The following is a 16,247-nucleotide window of genomic DNA, read 5'->3' on the forward strand; positions in this document are numbered from 1 at the left end:
CCACCGGCGAAACTTGCTGCAAGTCTTCGCCGGTGGCGTAGCTTTCGCTACCGTGACCACAGCCACCGCCACTCCGACGTCAACGATTGCCCTGCTTCATCTCGCGCCCCTGCCCGGGGAGCTCGCGGCGAACAGGTCCGCCCTCGAGCAGGCCGTGCGCCGGGCCGCGGCGAGCGGCGCCCGGCTGATCGTCACGCCCGAGCTTGCCGTGAGCGGCTATGGGTTTCGCGACCTCGTGGGCACCGACTGGATCGCGAGCGGGCAATCCGCGCTGTTCACCTGGGCCGGCGCGCTCGCTCTCGAACACAAGGCGTCCTTGGTGCTCGGCACCCCGGAGGCCGCACCGGAGAACGGTGCCTTATTCAACAGCATGGTGCTGTTCGCCCCGAAGGGCTCGGCAGTGGGCCGGCACCGCAAGGTGAACGCTTTGCGAATGGGGTCGGAATCCTGGTCGACGCCGGGTGATCGTCCCACGGTGCTGACGGTCGACGGCATCGGCCGGGTCGGCTTCTTCGTCTGCGCCGACATGTATTCGACCCGTCTCGTCGACGAGACCGCGGTCCAGGGCGTCGACCTGCTTCTGTCCGCCGCCGCCTGGGCACCGGGCCTTCACGGCCCCGACGGCGAATGGGAACGCGCGTCCGCGACGACCGGCCGGCCCGTCCTCGTCTGCAATCGCACCGGCCGGGATGTCCTCGATTTCGAGGCGGCCCGATCGGTCGCCGCCATCGACGGCGCGATCGCCTTCTCCCACGCCTCGCCCGAACCGAGGATCGCGCTGGTCGACTGGACGCCGGGGACACGCCACCTAACCAACTGGCGCGTTGCCGCGGCGGCCTAAGGCAGTGAGATCATGCAGATTGGATTGAAGACACCCCAACAAAGACCTCATCCTGAGGAGCGCTCCGCAGGAGCGCGTCTCGAAGGATGGGCGCGAGCACCCCGTCCGTTGCCCATCCTTCGAGACGCCGCGCGACGCGCGGCTCCTCAGGATGAGGTTGTTGTCGAACTTTGACGATGGCGCTCCTCCGCAGCTTCGCTAGCTTTGTGCTGCTATTCTTGGCCCTCCCGGCCGCCGCGCAGACCCCGCAGCGGGTGGTCACCCTCAATCTCTGCCTCGATCAGATGGCCCTGCGTCTTGCCGCGCCCGGACAACTCGTGGGTGTCAGCTACCTCTCGCAGGACCCGCGCCTCTCCGCGCTGGCCGACCAGGCTGGCGCCCTCGCCCCGGTGCGCGATTCCTTCGAATCGATCCTGACCCTCCGGCCCGACCTCGTGATCCTGGGCCAGGGCTCGCACGCTTCCCTGAAGCGGCTGCTGCGAGGGGCAGGGGTGCAAATCCTCGAATTGCCGTGGGCGACGTCGATCGGCGAAGCCGAGAGCGTCATCGAGCAGATGGCGACGGCACTGGGCCGCGAAGAAGTGGGCCGAAGCCTGATCGCCGGCATGCAGGTGGAGCGTCGCCGGCTGACCTGGACAGGCGCTCCCCTCGGCACGGCGGTCTATCTCGAGGCCAATCGCGGCACGTCGGGGAAGGACAGCCTGATGGACGAACTGCTGCGACTCTCCGGTTACCGCAATCTCGCCGCCGAGCTCGGCATCGGCTCCTTCGGCCGCCTGTCGCTCGAAACCGTTCTCGCCGGCCAACCCGACCTCGTGGTGTTCGACGGGACCGCCAATGACAACCCGGCCCGGGCCACCGAGTTCGTCGGCCATCACGCCCTGCTCGCCCTGGCGGGCAAGACGAAGCTCGCGTCGGTGCCGACCCGATTTTCAATCTGCGCCGGCCCGGACAATTTCGAGGTCATGCGACGCCTGGCAGAGGCACGGCGATGAACCGCTGGCTCCTCCTGCTGATCGCGGCGCTCTACCTCCTGTCCCTGGCGGTCGGTCCGGCCTGGTGGCCGTGGCGCCTCGGCAACGAGGTCGGCTGGGCCATCGTCTGGGAGCTGCGCCTGCCCCGCGCCACCCTCGGCCTGCTGATCGGCGGTGTGCTGGGCCTGAGCGGTGCGGTGCTGCAGGGCTGGCTGCGCAATCCGCTGGCCGAGCCCGGCGTCATCGGCGTGTCGGCGTGTGCGGGTTTCGCCGCCGTCTGCGCCTTCTACAGCGGCCTCGCCGCCGCCTTTGCGCTGGCGCTGCCACTGGCGGGCATCGCCGGTGCGGCCGTCGCGGTCGCGCTGCTGATGGGCGCGGTGCGGTCGGGGACGGGAACCGTATCGCTGCTGCTGATGGGCGTGGCGATCAATGCCATCGCCGCGGCCCTGATCTCCCTGGTCCTGGCCCTGTCCCCGAACCCCTTCGCCTACCAGGAGATCTCGCTCTGGCTGGCCGGCTCGATCGTCGACCGCGACCTGCACTACCTCGCGATGGCCGCGCCCTTCATGATTCTGGGCGCAGCCATCGTGCTGGGGGCCGGCCGCTGGATCGACGCCCTGTCGCTGGGGGAGGACACGGCGCGCAGCCTCGGCGCCGATACGAGATCGCTGGGCCTCAGGCTCACCCTCGGTGTCGGGCTGATGGTGGGAGCCGCCACATCGGTCGCGGGGGTCATCGGCTTCGTCGGCCTGATCGCGCCTCATCTCGTCCGCGCCAAGGTCGGCTTCCGCCCGGGGGCGACGCTCGTTCCCTCGATGCTGGTCGGCGCCGCGCTCGTGCTGGGCGCCGACGTTGTGGTGCGGCTGCTGCCGACCGCGTCCGAACTTCAGCTCGGCGTCTTCACCTCGCTGGTCGGCGCGCCCTTCCTGGTGCGTGCGGTGCGCAGAGCCCACGCCGCGTGGCTCGCCACATGACCAAGACCGGCAGCACCCTTTCCGTGAGCGGCCTCGTGAGCCGCCGCGACCATGCGGTGGTCCTCGACGGCATCGATCTCGCTTTCGACGCGGGCCAGGTCACGGCCATCGTCGGGCCCAATGGCGCCGGCAAGACGACCCTTCTGCGCCATCTCGCGGGCCTCGATACGCCGTCGGCCGGGCAGGTGCAGCTGCGCGGCCAGCCGCTGGCCTCGCTCGGTTCCGCCATTCGCGCCTGGAGCATCGCCTACCTTCCGCAAGCGGCTTCCGCCTACTGGCCCTTGCGCGCGCGCGACCTGGTGGCACTCGGCCGCCTGCCGCATGGCGCCGATCTCAGCCGCCCCCTCAGGACCCAGGATGTGGCGGCGATCCAGCGCGCGCTCGAACGCGTGGACGGCGTGGGCCTTGCGGACCGGCCCATCGACACGATGTCCCAGGGCGAGCGGGCCCGCATGATGATGGCGCGGGCACTCGCCACCGAAGCGGGGGTCTTCCTGGCCGACGAGCCGGTCGCCAGCCTCGACCCGGCCTATGCGCTGGAGACCATGGGTATCCTGCGGGCCGAGGCCGCGCGCGGCGCCTGCGTGATCGTGGTCCTGCACGACCTTGGCCTCGCCGCCCGCTTCGCCGATCGAATCGTCGTGCTGGCCAACCACAAGGTCGCCGCCGACGGTCCGCCCTCCGTTGCCCTGGCGGCCGGCGTGATCGACGTCGCCTATGGCGTCACCTTCCGCCACGTCACCATCGACGGGATATCCCAGCCGGTGGCGTGGGAGAGACAAGAGTAATTAGCAAGTCGTCCTGAGCGAAGCGAAGGACCTTGCCGAATGACCAGCGGACTCCTTGGCGGGCGTGAGATCCTTCGCTTCGCTCAGGATGACAAGAGGGGAGCTGTACTACCTTTAAGCCGCCCGCTTGCGGGACGCGGTCTTGCGGCGGGTCTTCGTCTTGGCTTTCGCCTTCGGTTTCGCCTTGCTGCGCCCATGTGCCTCGAGGAAGCGGTCGGCCTTCTCGCGCGATGGTCCGCCGCCGCCCTTGAGGCTCTTCTTCAGCGCCTCCATCAGGTCGACGACCTTCTCGTCCTCTTCCACCGGCTGCGTGGACACGACGGGTTCGCCCTTCTTCTTCTTGGCGATCAGCTCGCGCAGCGCATCCTCGTAGCGATCCGTGAAGCGCGTCGGATCGAACTTGGCGTCCTGCTGCTCGATGATCTTCTCGGCGATCTGCAGCATCTGGGCGCTGGGCTTGGGCAGGCTGCGATCGAACACCTCCGACGTGGCGCGGATCTCGTCGTGCGTCCGCAGGGTGGTGAGCAGAATGCCTTTGTCGCGCGGCTCCAGCGCACAGATGCGCTCGCGCTGGTGCATGACGACGCGGCCCAGCGCGACCTTCTTCTGCTTTTCCATGGCGGCACGGATCACCGCATAGGCCTCGATACCGGTCTTGCCCGACGGCCCGAGATAGTAGGGTTCATCCCAGTAGATGCGATCGATCTCGGACGCATCGACGAACTCCTCGATATCCAGGATGCGCGTCGAATCCAGTCGCACGGCATCGAGCTCGTCCTTCTCGAACAGCACGTATCTGTTCTTCGAAACGGCGAAACCCCTCACCAGGTCGGCGCGCTCCACCGGCTCGCCCGTGCCGGCATCGACCGACTGCATGCGGATGCGGTTGTTGGTCTTGGGATTGATGAGATTGAAGTGGATGTCGGCGGTGCGCTCGGTCGCGGTGTAGAGGGAGACGGGGCACGTCACCAGCGACAGGCGCAGATGGCCCTCCCAGGTCGGCCGCATTGCTTTGTGTTTGGCCATGATGTTGCTCCGGGATGACAATTGGGGTGGCTGAACGAGGGGGGCGTCACGCCTTCACGAGTTTCTCGATGGCGGCGCGCAGCGGACGCGCGGACTTCGCGTAGTCCTTCCACGGCTTGCTGCGCTTCAGCAGGGCGGGCGCGGTGCGCACCGTGTACCTCGTCGGATCGAGGCCCTTCTTCACCTGCGTCCATTCGATCGGCATCGACACGGTGGCGCCGGGACGGGCGCGCGACGAGAGCGGCGCGACCGCGGTGGCGGTGCGGTCGTTGCGCAGATAGTCGAGGAAAATGCGGCCGGTCCGTTCCTTCTTCGCCATGTTGATCACGTAGAGGTCGGGCTCGTCCTCGGCCACCCGTCGGCAGATCTCCTTGGCGAAGGTCTTGGCCGTATCCCAGCCGGGACTCTTCCGGTCGTCGGTCAGCGGCACCACGACATGCAGGCCCTTGCCGCCCGTGGTCTTGCAGAAGGGGATCAAGCCCAGCTTCTTCAGGCGCTCCGCGATCTCGCGCGCACCGGCGATCACGGCATCGAAGCCGACGTCGGGCGCCGGATCGAGATCGAAGACCAAGCGGCCCGGAAGCTCGGGATTGCCGGGCTGGCAGTTCCACGGATGCAGCTCGGTCGCACCCATCTGCGCCACGGCGGCCAGACCCTCGACGCGGTCGATCTGGAGATAGGGCTTCTTGTCGCCACTCACCTTCACCTCCGACAGGAGATGGGACGATCCGGGCATGGCGTGACGCTGGAAGAATTTCTGTTTGCCGTCGATGCCGTCGGGCGTGCGCACGATGGAGCAGGGGCGGCCCGCGATGTGATCGATCATCCAGTCGCCCACCGCCTCGTAGTAGCGCGCGAGTTCGATCTTGGTCACAGGCGGCTTCTCATCGGGCCACAGCAGCTTGTCGGGATGCGAGATCGACACGCCCATCACGATGGCGGGGCCCGAGGGCGCCGTGTCGGCCTTGCGCGACCTTGTTCTGGTCTTGCGGGGCGTAGGCTTCGCCATCTCGACCTTCTCCGGCGTCGCGGCGACCTCGGCCTCGACCTCCTTGGCCGGCTTGTCCGCGCGCAGTCCCTTGAACGCAGCCTGGCGCACATTGCCCGCGCCGGTCCAGCCGGCGAACTCGATCTCGGCCACCAGGTCGGGCCGCGCCCAATGCATGTTGGCTTCCTTGGGCGGACTGGCGCCGGCGGCAAAGGGGCTGGTCTTGCTCTCGACCTCGCGCAGCTTCGGGACGAGGGTGCGCATCACGCTCTCGCCGAAGCCCGTGCCGACTCGGCCGACATAGACGAGCTTCCGGCTCTTGCCCTCGCCGCGATGAACGCCCGCGAGCAGCGAGCGCAGGCGCTTGCCTTCGCTGGTCCAGCCTCCGATGATCACCTCGTGCCCCGCCCGGCACTTGGCCTTGGTCCAGCTGCCGCCGCGTCCCGACCTGTAGGGCGCGGCGAGATCCTTCGACACGATGCCTTCCAGCTGCATGCGGCAAGCCGACTGCAGCACCGCATCGCCCGCCGTCTCGAAATGATCGACATAGCGCAGGCCCGGGTGCTTGCCCTTCAACCCTTCGAGCAGCGCCTTGAGCCGCTTCTTGCGCTCCGACAGCGGCAGCGGCCTCAGATCCGCGCCTTCCAGGAACAGGAGGTCGAAGGCGAAGAAGATCAGTTTCTCCGAAGTGCCTTCCGAGAGCGCCCCCTGCAGCGCCGCGAAATCGGGGGCGCCCTGCTTGTCGAGCGCCACCGCCTCGCCGTCGAGGATACAGTCCGGCAGTTTGCTGGCCTGCCGGGCAAGGGCGGCGAACTTCTCCGTCCAGTCGAGTCCCTTGCGGGTGCGGAGGCGCGCCTCGCCCTCTTCAACACGAAGCTGCAGGCGATAGCCGTCGAATTTGACCTCATGCGCCCAGCCTGCCGCCGCCGGGGCGCGCTCCACCAGCTTGGCCAGTTGCGGCTCGACGAACTTCGGCATCGAGGCAACCGTCCTGGTCTTGGCTTTGCTCTTCGCGGACGGAGCGGCCTCGCCGCCATCCTTCTTGTTGCTTTGCCACACGGCGCCGGCGCTGCGCCTCTTGCCGGTCATGAACGGTTTGGGCGCCTTGCCCGCGCCGAGCGCGATTTCCTTGAGAGTACGGCCCGAGGCAATCGACTTGGGGTCCTTCAGGATCTTGTCGTCGTCGCCTTCGTGCGCCGCGGCATCGCGATGCTTGATCAGCAGCCAGTTGGTGCGCTTGCCGCCCTTGCGGTCCCACTTCATGCGCACCAACACCCAACTTCCCTCGAGCCGCTCGCCCACGAGTGAGAACTTCAGGTCGCCACGCTTCAGCCCGTCATGGGGATCGCCCTCCGGAATCCAGTAGCCGCGATCCCAGAGCTGGACCGTGCCGCCGCCATACTGGCCTTCGGGAATCGTGCCTTCGAAGTCGCCATAGTCGAGCGGATGGTCCTCGACCTCGACCGCCAGGCGCTTGACCGTCGGATCGAGCGAGGGGCCCTTGGTGACGGCCCACGACTTGAAGGTGCCGTCGAGTTCGAGGCGGAGATCGTAATGCAGCCGCGTCGCGTCGTGACGCTGGATGACGAACCGAAGCTGCTTGGATTTAGGGATGGAGGTTCTGCCCGACGGCTCCTCCGTCAGGTTGAAGTCGCGCTTGGCGCGATAGGGAGCGAGACTATCCTTCCGCATGAACCACCAATCGCGAACTCTGCCGGGACCTGAACGTCGGACGCCGTCAGTCGTTGCAATCCCGGCCGCGTCTTCACTTGCCGATGCAGAAGTCCCGGAAGATCACGTCGAGGAGCTCGTCGAGGCGCACGGTGCCGGTGATGCGACCGATGGCGCGCAGGGCCAAGCGAAGATCTTCCGCCGCCAGCGCAACCTCCGGTGCGTGCAGCGCGCGTTCCAGCGATGCCTGGCACTCCAGCAGGGCCTCGCGATGGCGCGCTCGCGTGAGCGGCGGTGCGCCAGCCCCTTCCTGCATCAAAGCTTCGGCGGACGTTTCCAGGCGCGCCAGCAACCGGGGCAGGCCGGTCCCGCTCCTGGTCGACAAAGCGACGACGCCGGGGTCGTCGATTGCCACGAGATCGGCCTTGTTCGCCACCACGATGTCCCGCGCGCGGTTCCAGCGTTCGGTCGAGTCCGTGATGGCCTGCATTTCCGAACGCCAGTCGCCGCAAACGTCGAGCACCAGCACGCGCAGGTCGGCCGCGGCCGCCCGGGCGCGGGCGCGCCGCACGCCCTCCTGCTCGATCGCATCTCCCGACTCGCGCAGGCCCGCGGTGTCGGCCAGCACCACCGGCCAGCCGCCGAGATCGAGATGCACCTCGATCACGTCGCGCGTCGTGCCCGCGGTCTCCGAGACAATCGCCGCCTCGCGTCGGGCCAGGAGATTGAGCAGCGAGGACTTGCCGGCATTGGGAGGTCCGATGATCGCGATGGAAAGCCCGTCGCGCAGCCGCTCGCCGCGACGATCGTCCAGATGGGCCGCGATCTCCTTTTGCAGGCCGGTAGCGGCGACACGCACCTCGTCGGCCAGCCCCTCGGGCAGATCCTCGTCGGGAAAGTCGATCGCCGCCTCGAGATGGGCCAGTGCCCGCAAGCCCCGGCTGCGCCAGTCCTCGTAGAGCCGGTGCAGGGCGCCCTCCATCTGCTGCAGCGCCTGCCGCCGCTGCGCTGCCGTCTCGGCCGCCACCAGATCGGCGATGCCCTCGGCTTCGGTGAGGTCGAGCTTGCCATGCTCGAAGGCGCGGCGCGTGAACTCGCCCGGTTCGGCCAGCCGGCAGAAACCCAGATGGGCGAGGGCGTCCAGCGCCGCGCCCACGACGGCGCGGCCGCCATGGAGATGCAGTTCGGCCATCGGTTCGCCGGTCTCGGTATCGGGCGCGGCGAACCACACGACCAGGCCCTTGTCGAAGGCCTCCCCGGTCGCGGGATCGACGAGGGTGCGCAGGACCATGCGGCGCGGCGTCGGCAGAGGCTTGCGGGTGAGCTGCTCCACCACGTCGCCCGCGCGCGGCCCGCTCAGCCGGACGACCGCGAGCGCGCCGGGATGCGCGCGCGTGGGCGTCGGCGTGCCCAGCGCGTAGATCGTGGCGTCGGTCACGTCCGCTTGGGCGCCGGTTGAGCGGGGCGCGGCGCGGGGGCTGCCGGCACTGGGCGCGCCATGACCTTGTCGGCGATCTTCTCGTACAGCGCCTCGGGGATCAGGCGCCGCTCGACCAGCTCGGTCTTGGCCTTGAAGGGCCGCGCCCGGATGATGGCGTCGGCGCGCACCTCGCCGATCCCGTCGAGAGTCATGAGATCGTCGCGACTGGCGCTGTTCAGGTCGATCTGACCGGAGGCTGCAGGCGCCGCCGGCGGGGCAGGGCGCGCGCCCTGGGCATGGACGGCGCCGCCGCTCAGCAGAATCGCCATCGTCGCGAGGAAGGCTTTGAACGACATGATGGCGCTCACTATCGCACGAAATCGGCCCAATTCGGGATCGGTCGCTGCGCGAAGGGCACCTTCCAGCGATGGCAGTTCGACCGGTCGATCAGCTCCGCCGGAACCATGATCTCGGATGGCACCGGCTGGCCCGCGAGATGCCGCAGCACGGCCTGGGTGGCGATGGCCGCAATATTGAAGGCGCTGAAATCGACGCTCGCCAGCATGATGCCGCGCTCGATGTACCCGATCGCGGCCGGCAGGCCGTTGATGCCGACGACGGTCGCGGTCCGCCCGGCCTCCTGCAGCGCGCTCAGCGCCCCGAAGGCCATGACGTCGTTGGCCGTCCACACGCCGTCGATCTGCGGATGGCCGTGCAGCAGCTCTCCCATCGCCTTCCGGGCCGGAATTTCCTGCAGATACCCGATCCTCGATCCCACCAGTTCGATCCCGGGACTTTCCGCCAGCGCCCGCCTCAGCCCCTCGGTCCGGTCGCGCGCGGTGCGGGCGCCCGGCGTGCCGTCCAGTGCCACGACCTTTCCCGTCCCGCCCAGCCCCTGGAACAGGGCACGGGCGATCGTCTCGCCCACCCGGACGTCGTCCGAGCCCACGAACGTCAGGACCGGCACGTTCATGCGGTTGATGAACACCGCCACGGGGAGTCCGGCCGCGGAGATCCGCGCCACATCCTCCTCGAGGGCGACGTCGTCGGTCGGGTTGAACAGGACGGCATCCGGCCGCGACGCCAGCGCCTCGGCCACCAGCGCCTTCTGCTCGCCGACATGGTCGGGCATGGCCGGCACATAGTGCACCGTGCGGGCGCCCGCCTCGGCCGCGACCCGGTCGACGGCGAGCCGGGCGGCATCATAGGCGGGATTCACACGGTTCTTGGTGAAAACCGCGAGGGTGAACGGCTGGCGCGGAGGTTCGTTCATGGGGCCTACTTTAGGCCATCGCCGCCCTGTAGTATCCGCCCGCCATGGCCCAACCCTACGACGAGATCCCGGACCGCCGCGCCATCGTGCGCCGTCGCACCCTCGAGGCGGCCCTCGCCCGCCTGGTCGAGGACCTGCCGGACGGTGGCGAGCCGCCGCGCCCGCCGGTGCTCGCCCTGCTGCGCGATGCCCTGACCAAAGGCCGGGCCGAGATCCGCCGTCGTTTCGAGGAGCCGGGCCTGCTCAAGAACGACGGGCCGGCGGTGCTGGCCGCGACCTCCTATTTGATGGACCAGATCATCCGGGTCCTGTTCGACTTCGCCGATCAGCACGCCTATCCGGCCGCCAACCCCAGCGCCGCCGAGCGGCTGGGCGTGGTCGCGACCGGCGGCTATGGCCGCGGCGAACTGGCGCCGCTCTCCGACATCGATCTCCTGTTCCTGCGCCCCTACAAGCAGACACCGCGGGGCGAGCAGATCGTCGAATTCATGCTCTATCTGCTGTGGGACCTCGGCCTCAAGGTCGGCCACGCGACCCGCACGGTCGACGAAAGCCTGCGTTACGCCGAGCGCGACCAGACGATCCGCACCGCCCTGCTGGAGGCTCGGTACCTGTGGGGCGACCGCGACCTGTTCGACGAGCTGCAGCGCGGCTTCGCGCAGAAGTTCTATACGGGCGATGGCCGCGACTTCGTCGATGCCAAGCTGGCGGAGCGCGACCAGCGTCATCAGCGCATGGGCGATTCGCGCTACGTCGTCGAGCCCAACGTCAAGGAAGGCAAGGGCGGGCTGCGCGACCTGCACCTGCTCTTCTGGATCGCCAAGTATCTCTACCGGGTGAGCGAGCCCGGCGAGCTGGTCGCCAAGGGCGTCCTCACGCGCGAGGAGGCGCGGCATTTCGAGCGGGCCGAGCGCTTCCTCTCAACCGTGCGCTGCCACATCCACTACCTGACGGGCCGCGCCGACGATCGCCTCTCGTTCGACCTTCAACGCGAGATCGCCACGCGCCTCGGCTATCAGGACCGGCCCGGCAGCCGCGGCGTCGAGCGTTTCACCAAGCACTATTATCTCCACGCCAAGACCGTGGGCGACCTGACGCGCATCTTCGTGGCTGCCCTCGAGGACAGCCGCCGCCGCAAGCCCAAGCTCGCCGCGCTGTGGGAAAGCCTGCGGCCGCGCGAGCTCGAAGGCTTCCGGCTCGACGGCGAACGCCTGGCCGTCACGGCACCCGATTCGTTTGCCAAGGATCCCGTGGCGATCCTGCGTCTCTTCCACGTCGCCCAGGAGAACGACCTCGACATCCATCCGGCGACCCTGCGGCTGATCACGCAGAACATCCGGCTGGTCGACCGGCTTCGCAACGACCCCGAAGCGAACCGGCTGTTCATGGAGATGCTGACGTCGCGCCACGATCCCGAGACGACGCTGAGGCGGCTCAACGAGGCCGGCGTGTTCGGCCGCTTCGTGCCCGATTTCGGCAGGGTGGTCGCGCAGACGCAGCACGACATGTATCACACCTACACGGTCGACGAGCACACGATCCGCGCCATCGGAATCCTCTCGAAGATCGAATCCGGCGTGCTCAAGGAAGACCATCCGCTGTCGGCCGACGTGGTGCACAAGATCCTGTCGCGGCCGGTGCTGTATCTCGCGGTGCTGCTGCACGACATCGCCAAGGGCCGCGGCGGCGATCATTCCATCCTGGGCGCCGATGTGGCGATGCAGCTCGGACCTCGCCTCGGCCTCAGCGCGGCCGAAACGGAAACCGTGGCCTGGCTGGTGCGCTATCACCTCGCCATGTCGGCCACGTCGTTCCAGCGCGACCTGATGGACCCGAAGACCATCGAAACCTTCGCGGCCCTGATCCAGTCGCCCGAACGCCTGCGCCTGCTGCTGGTCCTGACGGTGTGCGACATCCGCGCGGTGGGCCCGAACGTGTGGAACAACTGGAAGGCCGCCCTCCTGCGCCAGCTCTACAGTGCGACGGAGCAGGTCCTGTCGGGCGGCACGCTGAGCGGGGGCCGCGCCGAGCGCATCAAGCACATCCAGGCCGAGGTCGCGAAGCGACTGCCGGGCTGGAGCGACGCTGACAAGGAAGCGCATTTCGCGCGAGGCTACGCCTCCTACTGGCTCTCCTTCCCGATCGAGACGCTGGTCCGCCAGGCCGAACTGGTGCGGGGCGCCGAAAGGGGCAAACAGCCGCTCGCCATCGAGCATAGGGTCGACGAAGAGCGTTCGGTGACCGAGGTCACGATCTACACGCTCGACACGCATGGCCTGTTCGCGCGTCTGGCTGGCGCCATGGCGATCAGCGGCGCCAACATCGTGGACGCCAAGATCTTCACCCTGGCCAACGGCATGGCGCTCGACACGTTCTGGATCCAGGACCTCGAGGGCAAGCCGTTCGACGGGCCGCAGCGGCTGGCGCGGCTGGCGGCGCGCGTGGAGCTGGCGCTGTCCAACCGTCTCGACATCCAGCGTGAACTCGACAGCCAACGCGGCTCGTGGCCCAAGCGCGACCGCGTCTTCACCGTCGAGCCGCGCGTGCTGATCGACAACAACGCCTCCGACGCCTTCACGGTGATCGAGGTCAACGGCCGCGACCGGCCGGGCTTCCTGCATGTTGTCACGCGCGCGCTCACGCGCCTCAACCTGCAGATCGCCACCGCGCATGTCACGACCTACGGCGAGCGCGCGGTCGACGTCTTCTACGTCAAGGACCTGTTCGGCCTGAAGGTCGTGCACCCCGACAAGCTGAAGCAGATCTCGGCGGCCCTCGAAAGCGCCATCCGCGACTTCGACTCCCGCTTCGATCCGGTGGCGAAGGCGGCGGAGTGACGGCCTTTGGCCGTCATCCGGAGCCTTTGCGAGGGATCTCTTCGCTGCTCTGAAGCTATTCAGGCTTGAAGTTGGCTTCCTTCAGCAGCGCGGTGTTGGTTTCGACCTCCGACTTGATGAAGGCGGCGAAGTCCTTGGGGCCACGGGCGGTCGGCACGATGCCGAGCGACGTGGTCTTGTCGATGAAAGCCTTGTCGCTCGAAACCGCGGCCATGCCGGCGGCCAGCTTGTTCACGATCGGCTCGGGCGTGTCCTTGGGCGCCCAGACGCCGTACCAGGAGCTGAGGTTGAAATCCTTGAGGCCGACTTCGGCCGACGTCGGGATGTTGGGCGCGAGCGGCGTGCGCTCCTTGGACGTCACGAACAGGCCCTTGGCTCGGCCAGATGTGGCAAGCGGCAGCAGCGCCGTCCAAGGATCCATGAAGAACTGGACGCTGCCCGACATCAGGTCGGTGTTGGCTGGCGCCGTACCCTTGTAGAGGATCTGGTCGAGCGGAATGCCGATGCGCTTCAGCCATGCCAGGGTGGCGATGTGGCCTGCGGATCCGCCGGAGGAGATCGCGACGAAGAACTTCTTGGGATCCTTGGCGACCGCCGCCATGACCGCCGCATAGTCGGCGCCCGGCACGTTGTTGTTGGCCAGCAGCACCAGCGGCGCCTCGCCGGCCTGGGCGATCGGGCGGAAGTCCGTCTGCGGATCGTAGGGACAGGACGGCACCACCGTCTTGCCCAGCACGAACAGGCTCGCGTTGAACAGGACCGTGTAGCCGTCCGGTTCGGCGCGACGAACCATCTCGGAGCCGATAGTGCCGGAAGCGCCGCCGACATTCTGGATGACGATCTGCTGGCCGAGCTTCTCCGACAGGAACTGTGCCGTGATTCGTCCGAGACCGTCCGTGCCGCCGCCGGGCGGGTAGGGCACGATCATCTTCAGCGGCTTGCTCGGATAATCCTGGGCGAGGGCGGCGCCAATGGTCGGGGCGGCGAGAAGCGATGCGCCTGCGGCGCCGAGCATGGTCCTACGACGGAGTTTCATGGAAGACTGCCTCAGGGTTGCACGAGCACGGAAGATGCACACACTGTGCCATGTTCCGTCTCGCAAATCGTGCGGGAAACACGTCGTTCGCTGACTTCTCCGCAGGGAACGCCCAAGGCCCGGGACGTATCAAGATGCTGCCGCAGCGTCGCCCGGGCGCCCGGGGCAATGGGGGCAGGCGCCCCTTCTCGATAACCCGACTTCAATTCGATGATGCGCTGGCGGCCGTCGCGCAGGGCAAGCACGACATCGACTTGAAGATAATCGATGGTCTCGCCCGACTTGTTCTCGACCACCAGGCTCGGCACGCAGTTGCCATAGACATTGGAATCGCTGCCGCGCGTCACGGCGATACCGTTGGCGGCAAGGGCCGCCGCCGACGAGAGAACCCCACCCAACGCTACCCAGGCTGCCTTCATGGTCGCCTCCTGTTTCGTTTTCCTAAGGTGTCTGAAGCCTCTGCTCCCGGCGGGTCGCCAGCATCTGCAGGATCGTCGCCGCGGTCTCCTCGATCGACCGGCGGGTCACGTCGATGGTCGCCCACTTGCGGCGGGCATAGAGACGACGGGCATCCTGGATCTCGCCCTGCACGGTATCCATGTCGGTATAGTCCGTCTCGGTCTCCTGCTGCATGAGCCGAAGCCGGTTGACGCGGATCTGCACCAGCCGTTCCGGGTCGGTGATCAGGCCGACGATCAACGGCCGCTTGGCCTCCTCGAGTTCCGCTGGCGGCGGTACCAGCGGCACCAGCGGCACGTTCGCCGCCCGCACGCCGCGGTTGGCCAGGTAAACACAGGTCGGTGTCTTCGAGGTGCGAGAAGGCCCTACCAGGATGACGTCGGCATCGTCGAGATCGTGTGTCGACTGGCCATCGTCATGTGCCAGCGTGTAGTGCATCGCGTCGATGCGGTCGAAATAACCTTCGTCGAGCTGATGCTGGCGGCCCGGCCACTGTTCGCTCTTGGAATGGAAATGCACCGCCAGCACGCTCATCGCCTGGTCGAGCACGCCGACGCAGGGAAGCTGCAGGCGCCGGCAATGATCGCGAACGACATCGCGCAGGTCAGGATCGACCAGCGTATAGAGGACGGGACCGCGGTCGCGCTCGACCGCCTGCATCACCTTCTCCATCTGCGCCGGCGACCTCACCAGCGACCAGACATGCTCCTGGACGAAGATGCCCTCGTACTGGACGAGGCAGGCGCGCGCGACGCTCGAGACGGTCTCGCCGGTCGAATCGGACACGAGATGGACGTGGAAGTTACGGTTGGCCACGGCCCCTTTCTACCCCACAGGGAGGCTGGGAGAAATGCGGGATTGGTCGGGGCATTTCGGGGACAAGCGACGTCTCGAGCCGGAGCACCCGGATTCGGGACCCGACTCGCCCGGCCCATCCATTTTATCGTCCCCTGCGTACAGATCGGGACGAATGGCCTGCGAGTCGTGAATCACCCGTGCGAGTGCCATAAAACAGCCTTGCACGCTCCACAGGCGGCTGGGGAGAAATCACGAATAGGGCGCATCCCCAGATGCCACAGGCCCTACTACTGCTACTACCTATTATGAATAGAGTAGAAGGAAGCATGAGGGACAGAGTGTGAGCGGCGGTAAACTCCTGGAGACACTGGCCGGAACGAGACATCCGACGCCACCCGTCTGGCTGATGCGTCAGGCTGGACGCTACCTGCCGGAGTACCGTGCCGTGCGGTCGACGACGCGTTCCTTCCTGGAATTCTGTTACACGCCCGACAAGGCCGTCAAGGTGACCCTGCAGCCGATCCGGCGGTTCGATCTCGATGCGGCGATCATCTTCTCGGACATCCTCGTGGTGCCCGATGCGCTCGGCCAGAAGGTCTGGTTCGCAGAAGGCGAGGGACCGAAGCTGGAGGCACTGACCGATCCTTCGCAGTTCGGCCGGTTGTCCCGCGCCCGCCTGCAGGAGCACCTGGCACCGGTCTACGAGGCGATCCGCCGGACGCGTGCCGAGTTGCCGAAGGACAAGGCGCTGCTGGGATTCGCCGGCGCGCCCTTCACGCTGGCCTGCTACATGATCGAGGGCAGCGGCAGCAAGGACTTCGCCAAGGTGAAGAAATGGGCCTATGCCCATCCCGAATCCTTCGGGTTGCTGATCGATCTGCTGGTCGAGGCCGTCGTCGATCACCTCGCCTACCAAGTCGAGGCAGGTGTCGACGCAGTTCAGCTCTTCGATTCCTGGGCGGGCGTGCTGCCGGAGGAGCAGCTCTTCCACTGGTCGCTCGATCCCATGGTGCGCATCGCCAAGGGATTGCGCGAGCGTCATCCCGACGTTCCGATCATCGCCTTCCCGCGTGCGGTCGGACCCGCGATGCTGATGTACAGGCGGCCGGATACTTTCTCCGCCCTGTCGATCGATACCGGCACTGGCGCGCACTGGGCCGCC

14 protein-coding genes are annotated in these 16,247 nt (G+C 67.5%); 6 read left to right on the forward strand and 8 right to left on the reverse strand.

The genetic code is table 11. The features are described from left to right. Nucleotides 1-52: 52 nt before the first annotated feature. The 4 genes from Q7V45_RS14370 to Q7V45_RS14385 all read left to right on the forward strand — a co-directional run bounded on the left by Q7V45_RS14370 (nt 53) and on the right by Q7V45_RS14385 (nt 3,577). Nucleotides 53-841, forward strand: a complete 789-nt coding sequence (locus Q7V45_RS14370; protein ID WP_304853167.1) for a carbon-nitrogen hydrolase family protein — start codon at nt 53-55, stop codon at nt 839-841. Between the two features lie 176 nt (nt 842-1,017). Continuing rightward, nucleotides 1,018-1,836 (forward strand): ABC transporter substrate-binding protein, encoded by an 819-nt coding sequence (locus Q7V45_RS14375; RefSeq protein ID WP_304853169.1) that lies wholly within the window; start codon nt 1,018-1,020, stop codon nt 1,834-1,836. After that, the gene (locus tag Q7V45_RS14380) at nt 1,833-2,789 is read left to right on the forward strand and encodes an iron ABC transporter permease (RefSeq protein ID WP_304853172.1); all 957 of its coding nucleotides are present in this window, start codon (nt 1,833-1,835) and stop codon (nt 2,787-2,789) included. Before Q7V45_RS14375 ends, Q7V45_RS14380 begins: the two co-directional genes overlap by 4 nt. After that, nucleotides 2,786-3,577, forward strand: coding sequence for an ABC transporter ATP-binding protein (locus Q7V45_RS14385; protein ID WP_304853174.1), 792 nt, complete (start codon nt 2,786-2,788; stop codon nt 3,575-3,577). Before Q7V45_RS14380 ends, Q7V45_RS14385 begins: the two co-directional genes overlap by 4 nt. A gap of 114 nt (nt 3,578-3,691) precedes the next feature. On the opposite strand, the gene Q7V45_RS14390 is transcribed toward Q7V45_RS14385, so the two are convergent. The 5 genes from Q7V45_RS14390 to Q7V45_RS14410 form a co-directional block, all read right to left on the reverse strand. Next, nucleotides 3,692-4,603 carry a Ku protein gene (locus Q7V45_RS14390; RefSeq protein ID WP_304853177.1) on the reverse strand — a complete coding sequence of 304 codons (912 nt, stop codon included), beginning with the start codon at nt 4,601-4,603 and terminating at the stop codon, nt 3,692-3,694. Nucleotides 4,604-4,649: 46 nt separating this feature from the next. Beyond that, entirely contained in the window at nt 4,650-7,283 is a 2,634-nt protein-coding gene (gene ligD, locus Q7V45_RS14395; protein ID WP_304853180.1) for a DNA ligase D, read from the reverse strand. A gap of 73 nt (nt 7,284-7,356) precedes the next feature. Continuing rightward, nucleotides 7,357-8,700: a tRNA uridine-5-carboxymethylaminomethyl(34) synthesis GTPase MnmE gene (gene mnmE, locus Q7V45_RS14400; protein ID WP_304853182.1), complete on the reverse strand. Its 1,344-nt coding sequence runs from the start codon at nt 8,698-8,700 to the stop codon at nt 7,357-7,359. After that, a complete protein-coding gene (locus tag Q7V45_RS14405) occupies nt 8,697-9,038 on the reverse strand; it encodes a helix-hairpin-helix domain-containing protein (RefSeq protein WP_304853185.1) in 342 nt (113 codons plus the stop codon). Before Q7V45_RS14405 ends, mnmE begins: the two co-directional genes overlap by 4 nt. An 11-nt stretch (nt 9,039-9,049) precedes the next feature. Beyond that, nucleotides 9,050-9,955: a sugar ABC transporter substrate-binding protein gene (locus Q7V45_RS14410; protein ID WP_304853188.1), complete on the reverse strand. Its 906-nt coding sequence runs from the start codon at nt 9,953-9,955 to the stop codon at nt 9,050-9,052. A 44-nt stretch (nt 9,956-9,999) separates the two neighbouring features. Here Q7V45_RS14410 and Q7V45_RS14415 point away from each other — a divergent pair, with 44 nt between their 5' ends. After that, on the forward strand, nt 10,000-12,792 hold the full coding sequence (locus Q7V45_RS14415; protein WP_304853191.1) for a [protein-PII] uridylyltransferase: 2,793 nt from the start codon (nt 10,000-10,002) through the stop codon (nt 12,790-12,792). 55 nt (nt 12,793-12,847) lie between these two features. Here the strand turns inward: Q7V45_RS14415 and Q7V45_RS14420 are convergent, their stop codons facing one another. From Q7V45_RS14420 to Q7V45_RS14430, 3 genes are read right to left on the reverse strand one after another with little or no spacing between them, the layout of a single operon-like run. Continuing rightward, on the reverse strand, nt 12,848-13,828 hold the full coding sequence (locus Q7V45_RS14420) for a tripartite tricarboxylate transporter substrate binding protein (protein ID WP_304853193.1): 981 nt from the start codon (nt 13,826-13,828) through the stop codon (nt 12,848-12,850). Between the two features lie 11 nt (nt 13,829-13,839). After that, nucleotides 13,840-14,247, reverse strand: coding sequence for a hypothetical protein (locus tag Q7V45_RS14425; RefSeq protein WP_304853195.1), 408 nt, complete (start codon nt 14,245-14,247; stop codon nt 13,840-13,842). 22 nt (nt 14,248-14,269) lie between these two features. Then, nucleotides 14,270-15,103: a pyruvate, water dikinase regulatory protein gene (locus tag Q7V45_RS14430; protein ID WP_304853198.1), complete on the reverse strand. Its 834-nt coding sequence runs from the start codon at nt 15,101-15,103 to the stop codon at nt 14,270-14,272. Nucleotides 15,104-15,425: 322 nt separating this feature from the next. Between Q7V45_RS14430 and hemE the strand changes: the two genes are divergently transcribed. Next, nucleotides 15,426-16,247: uroporphyrinogen decarboxylase (gene hemE, locus Q7V45_RS14435; protein ID WP_304853201.1), on the forward strand; the 822-nt coding region annotated here is incomplete at its 3' end.

This window comes from Reyranella sp. (genome assembly GCF_030651995.1).
Classification (GTDB): domain Bacteria; phylum Pseudomonadota; class Alphaproteobacteria; order Reyranellales; family Reyranellaceae; genus Reyranella.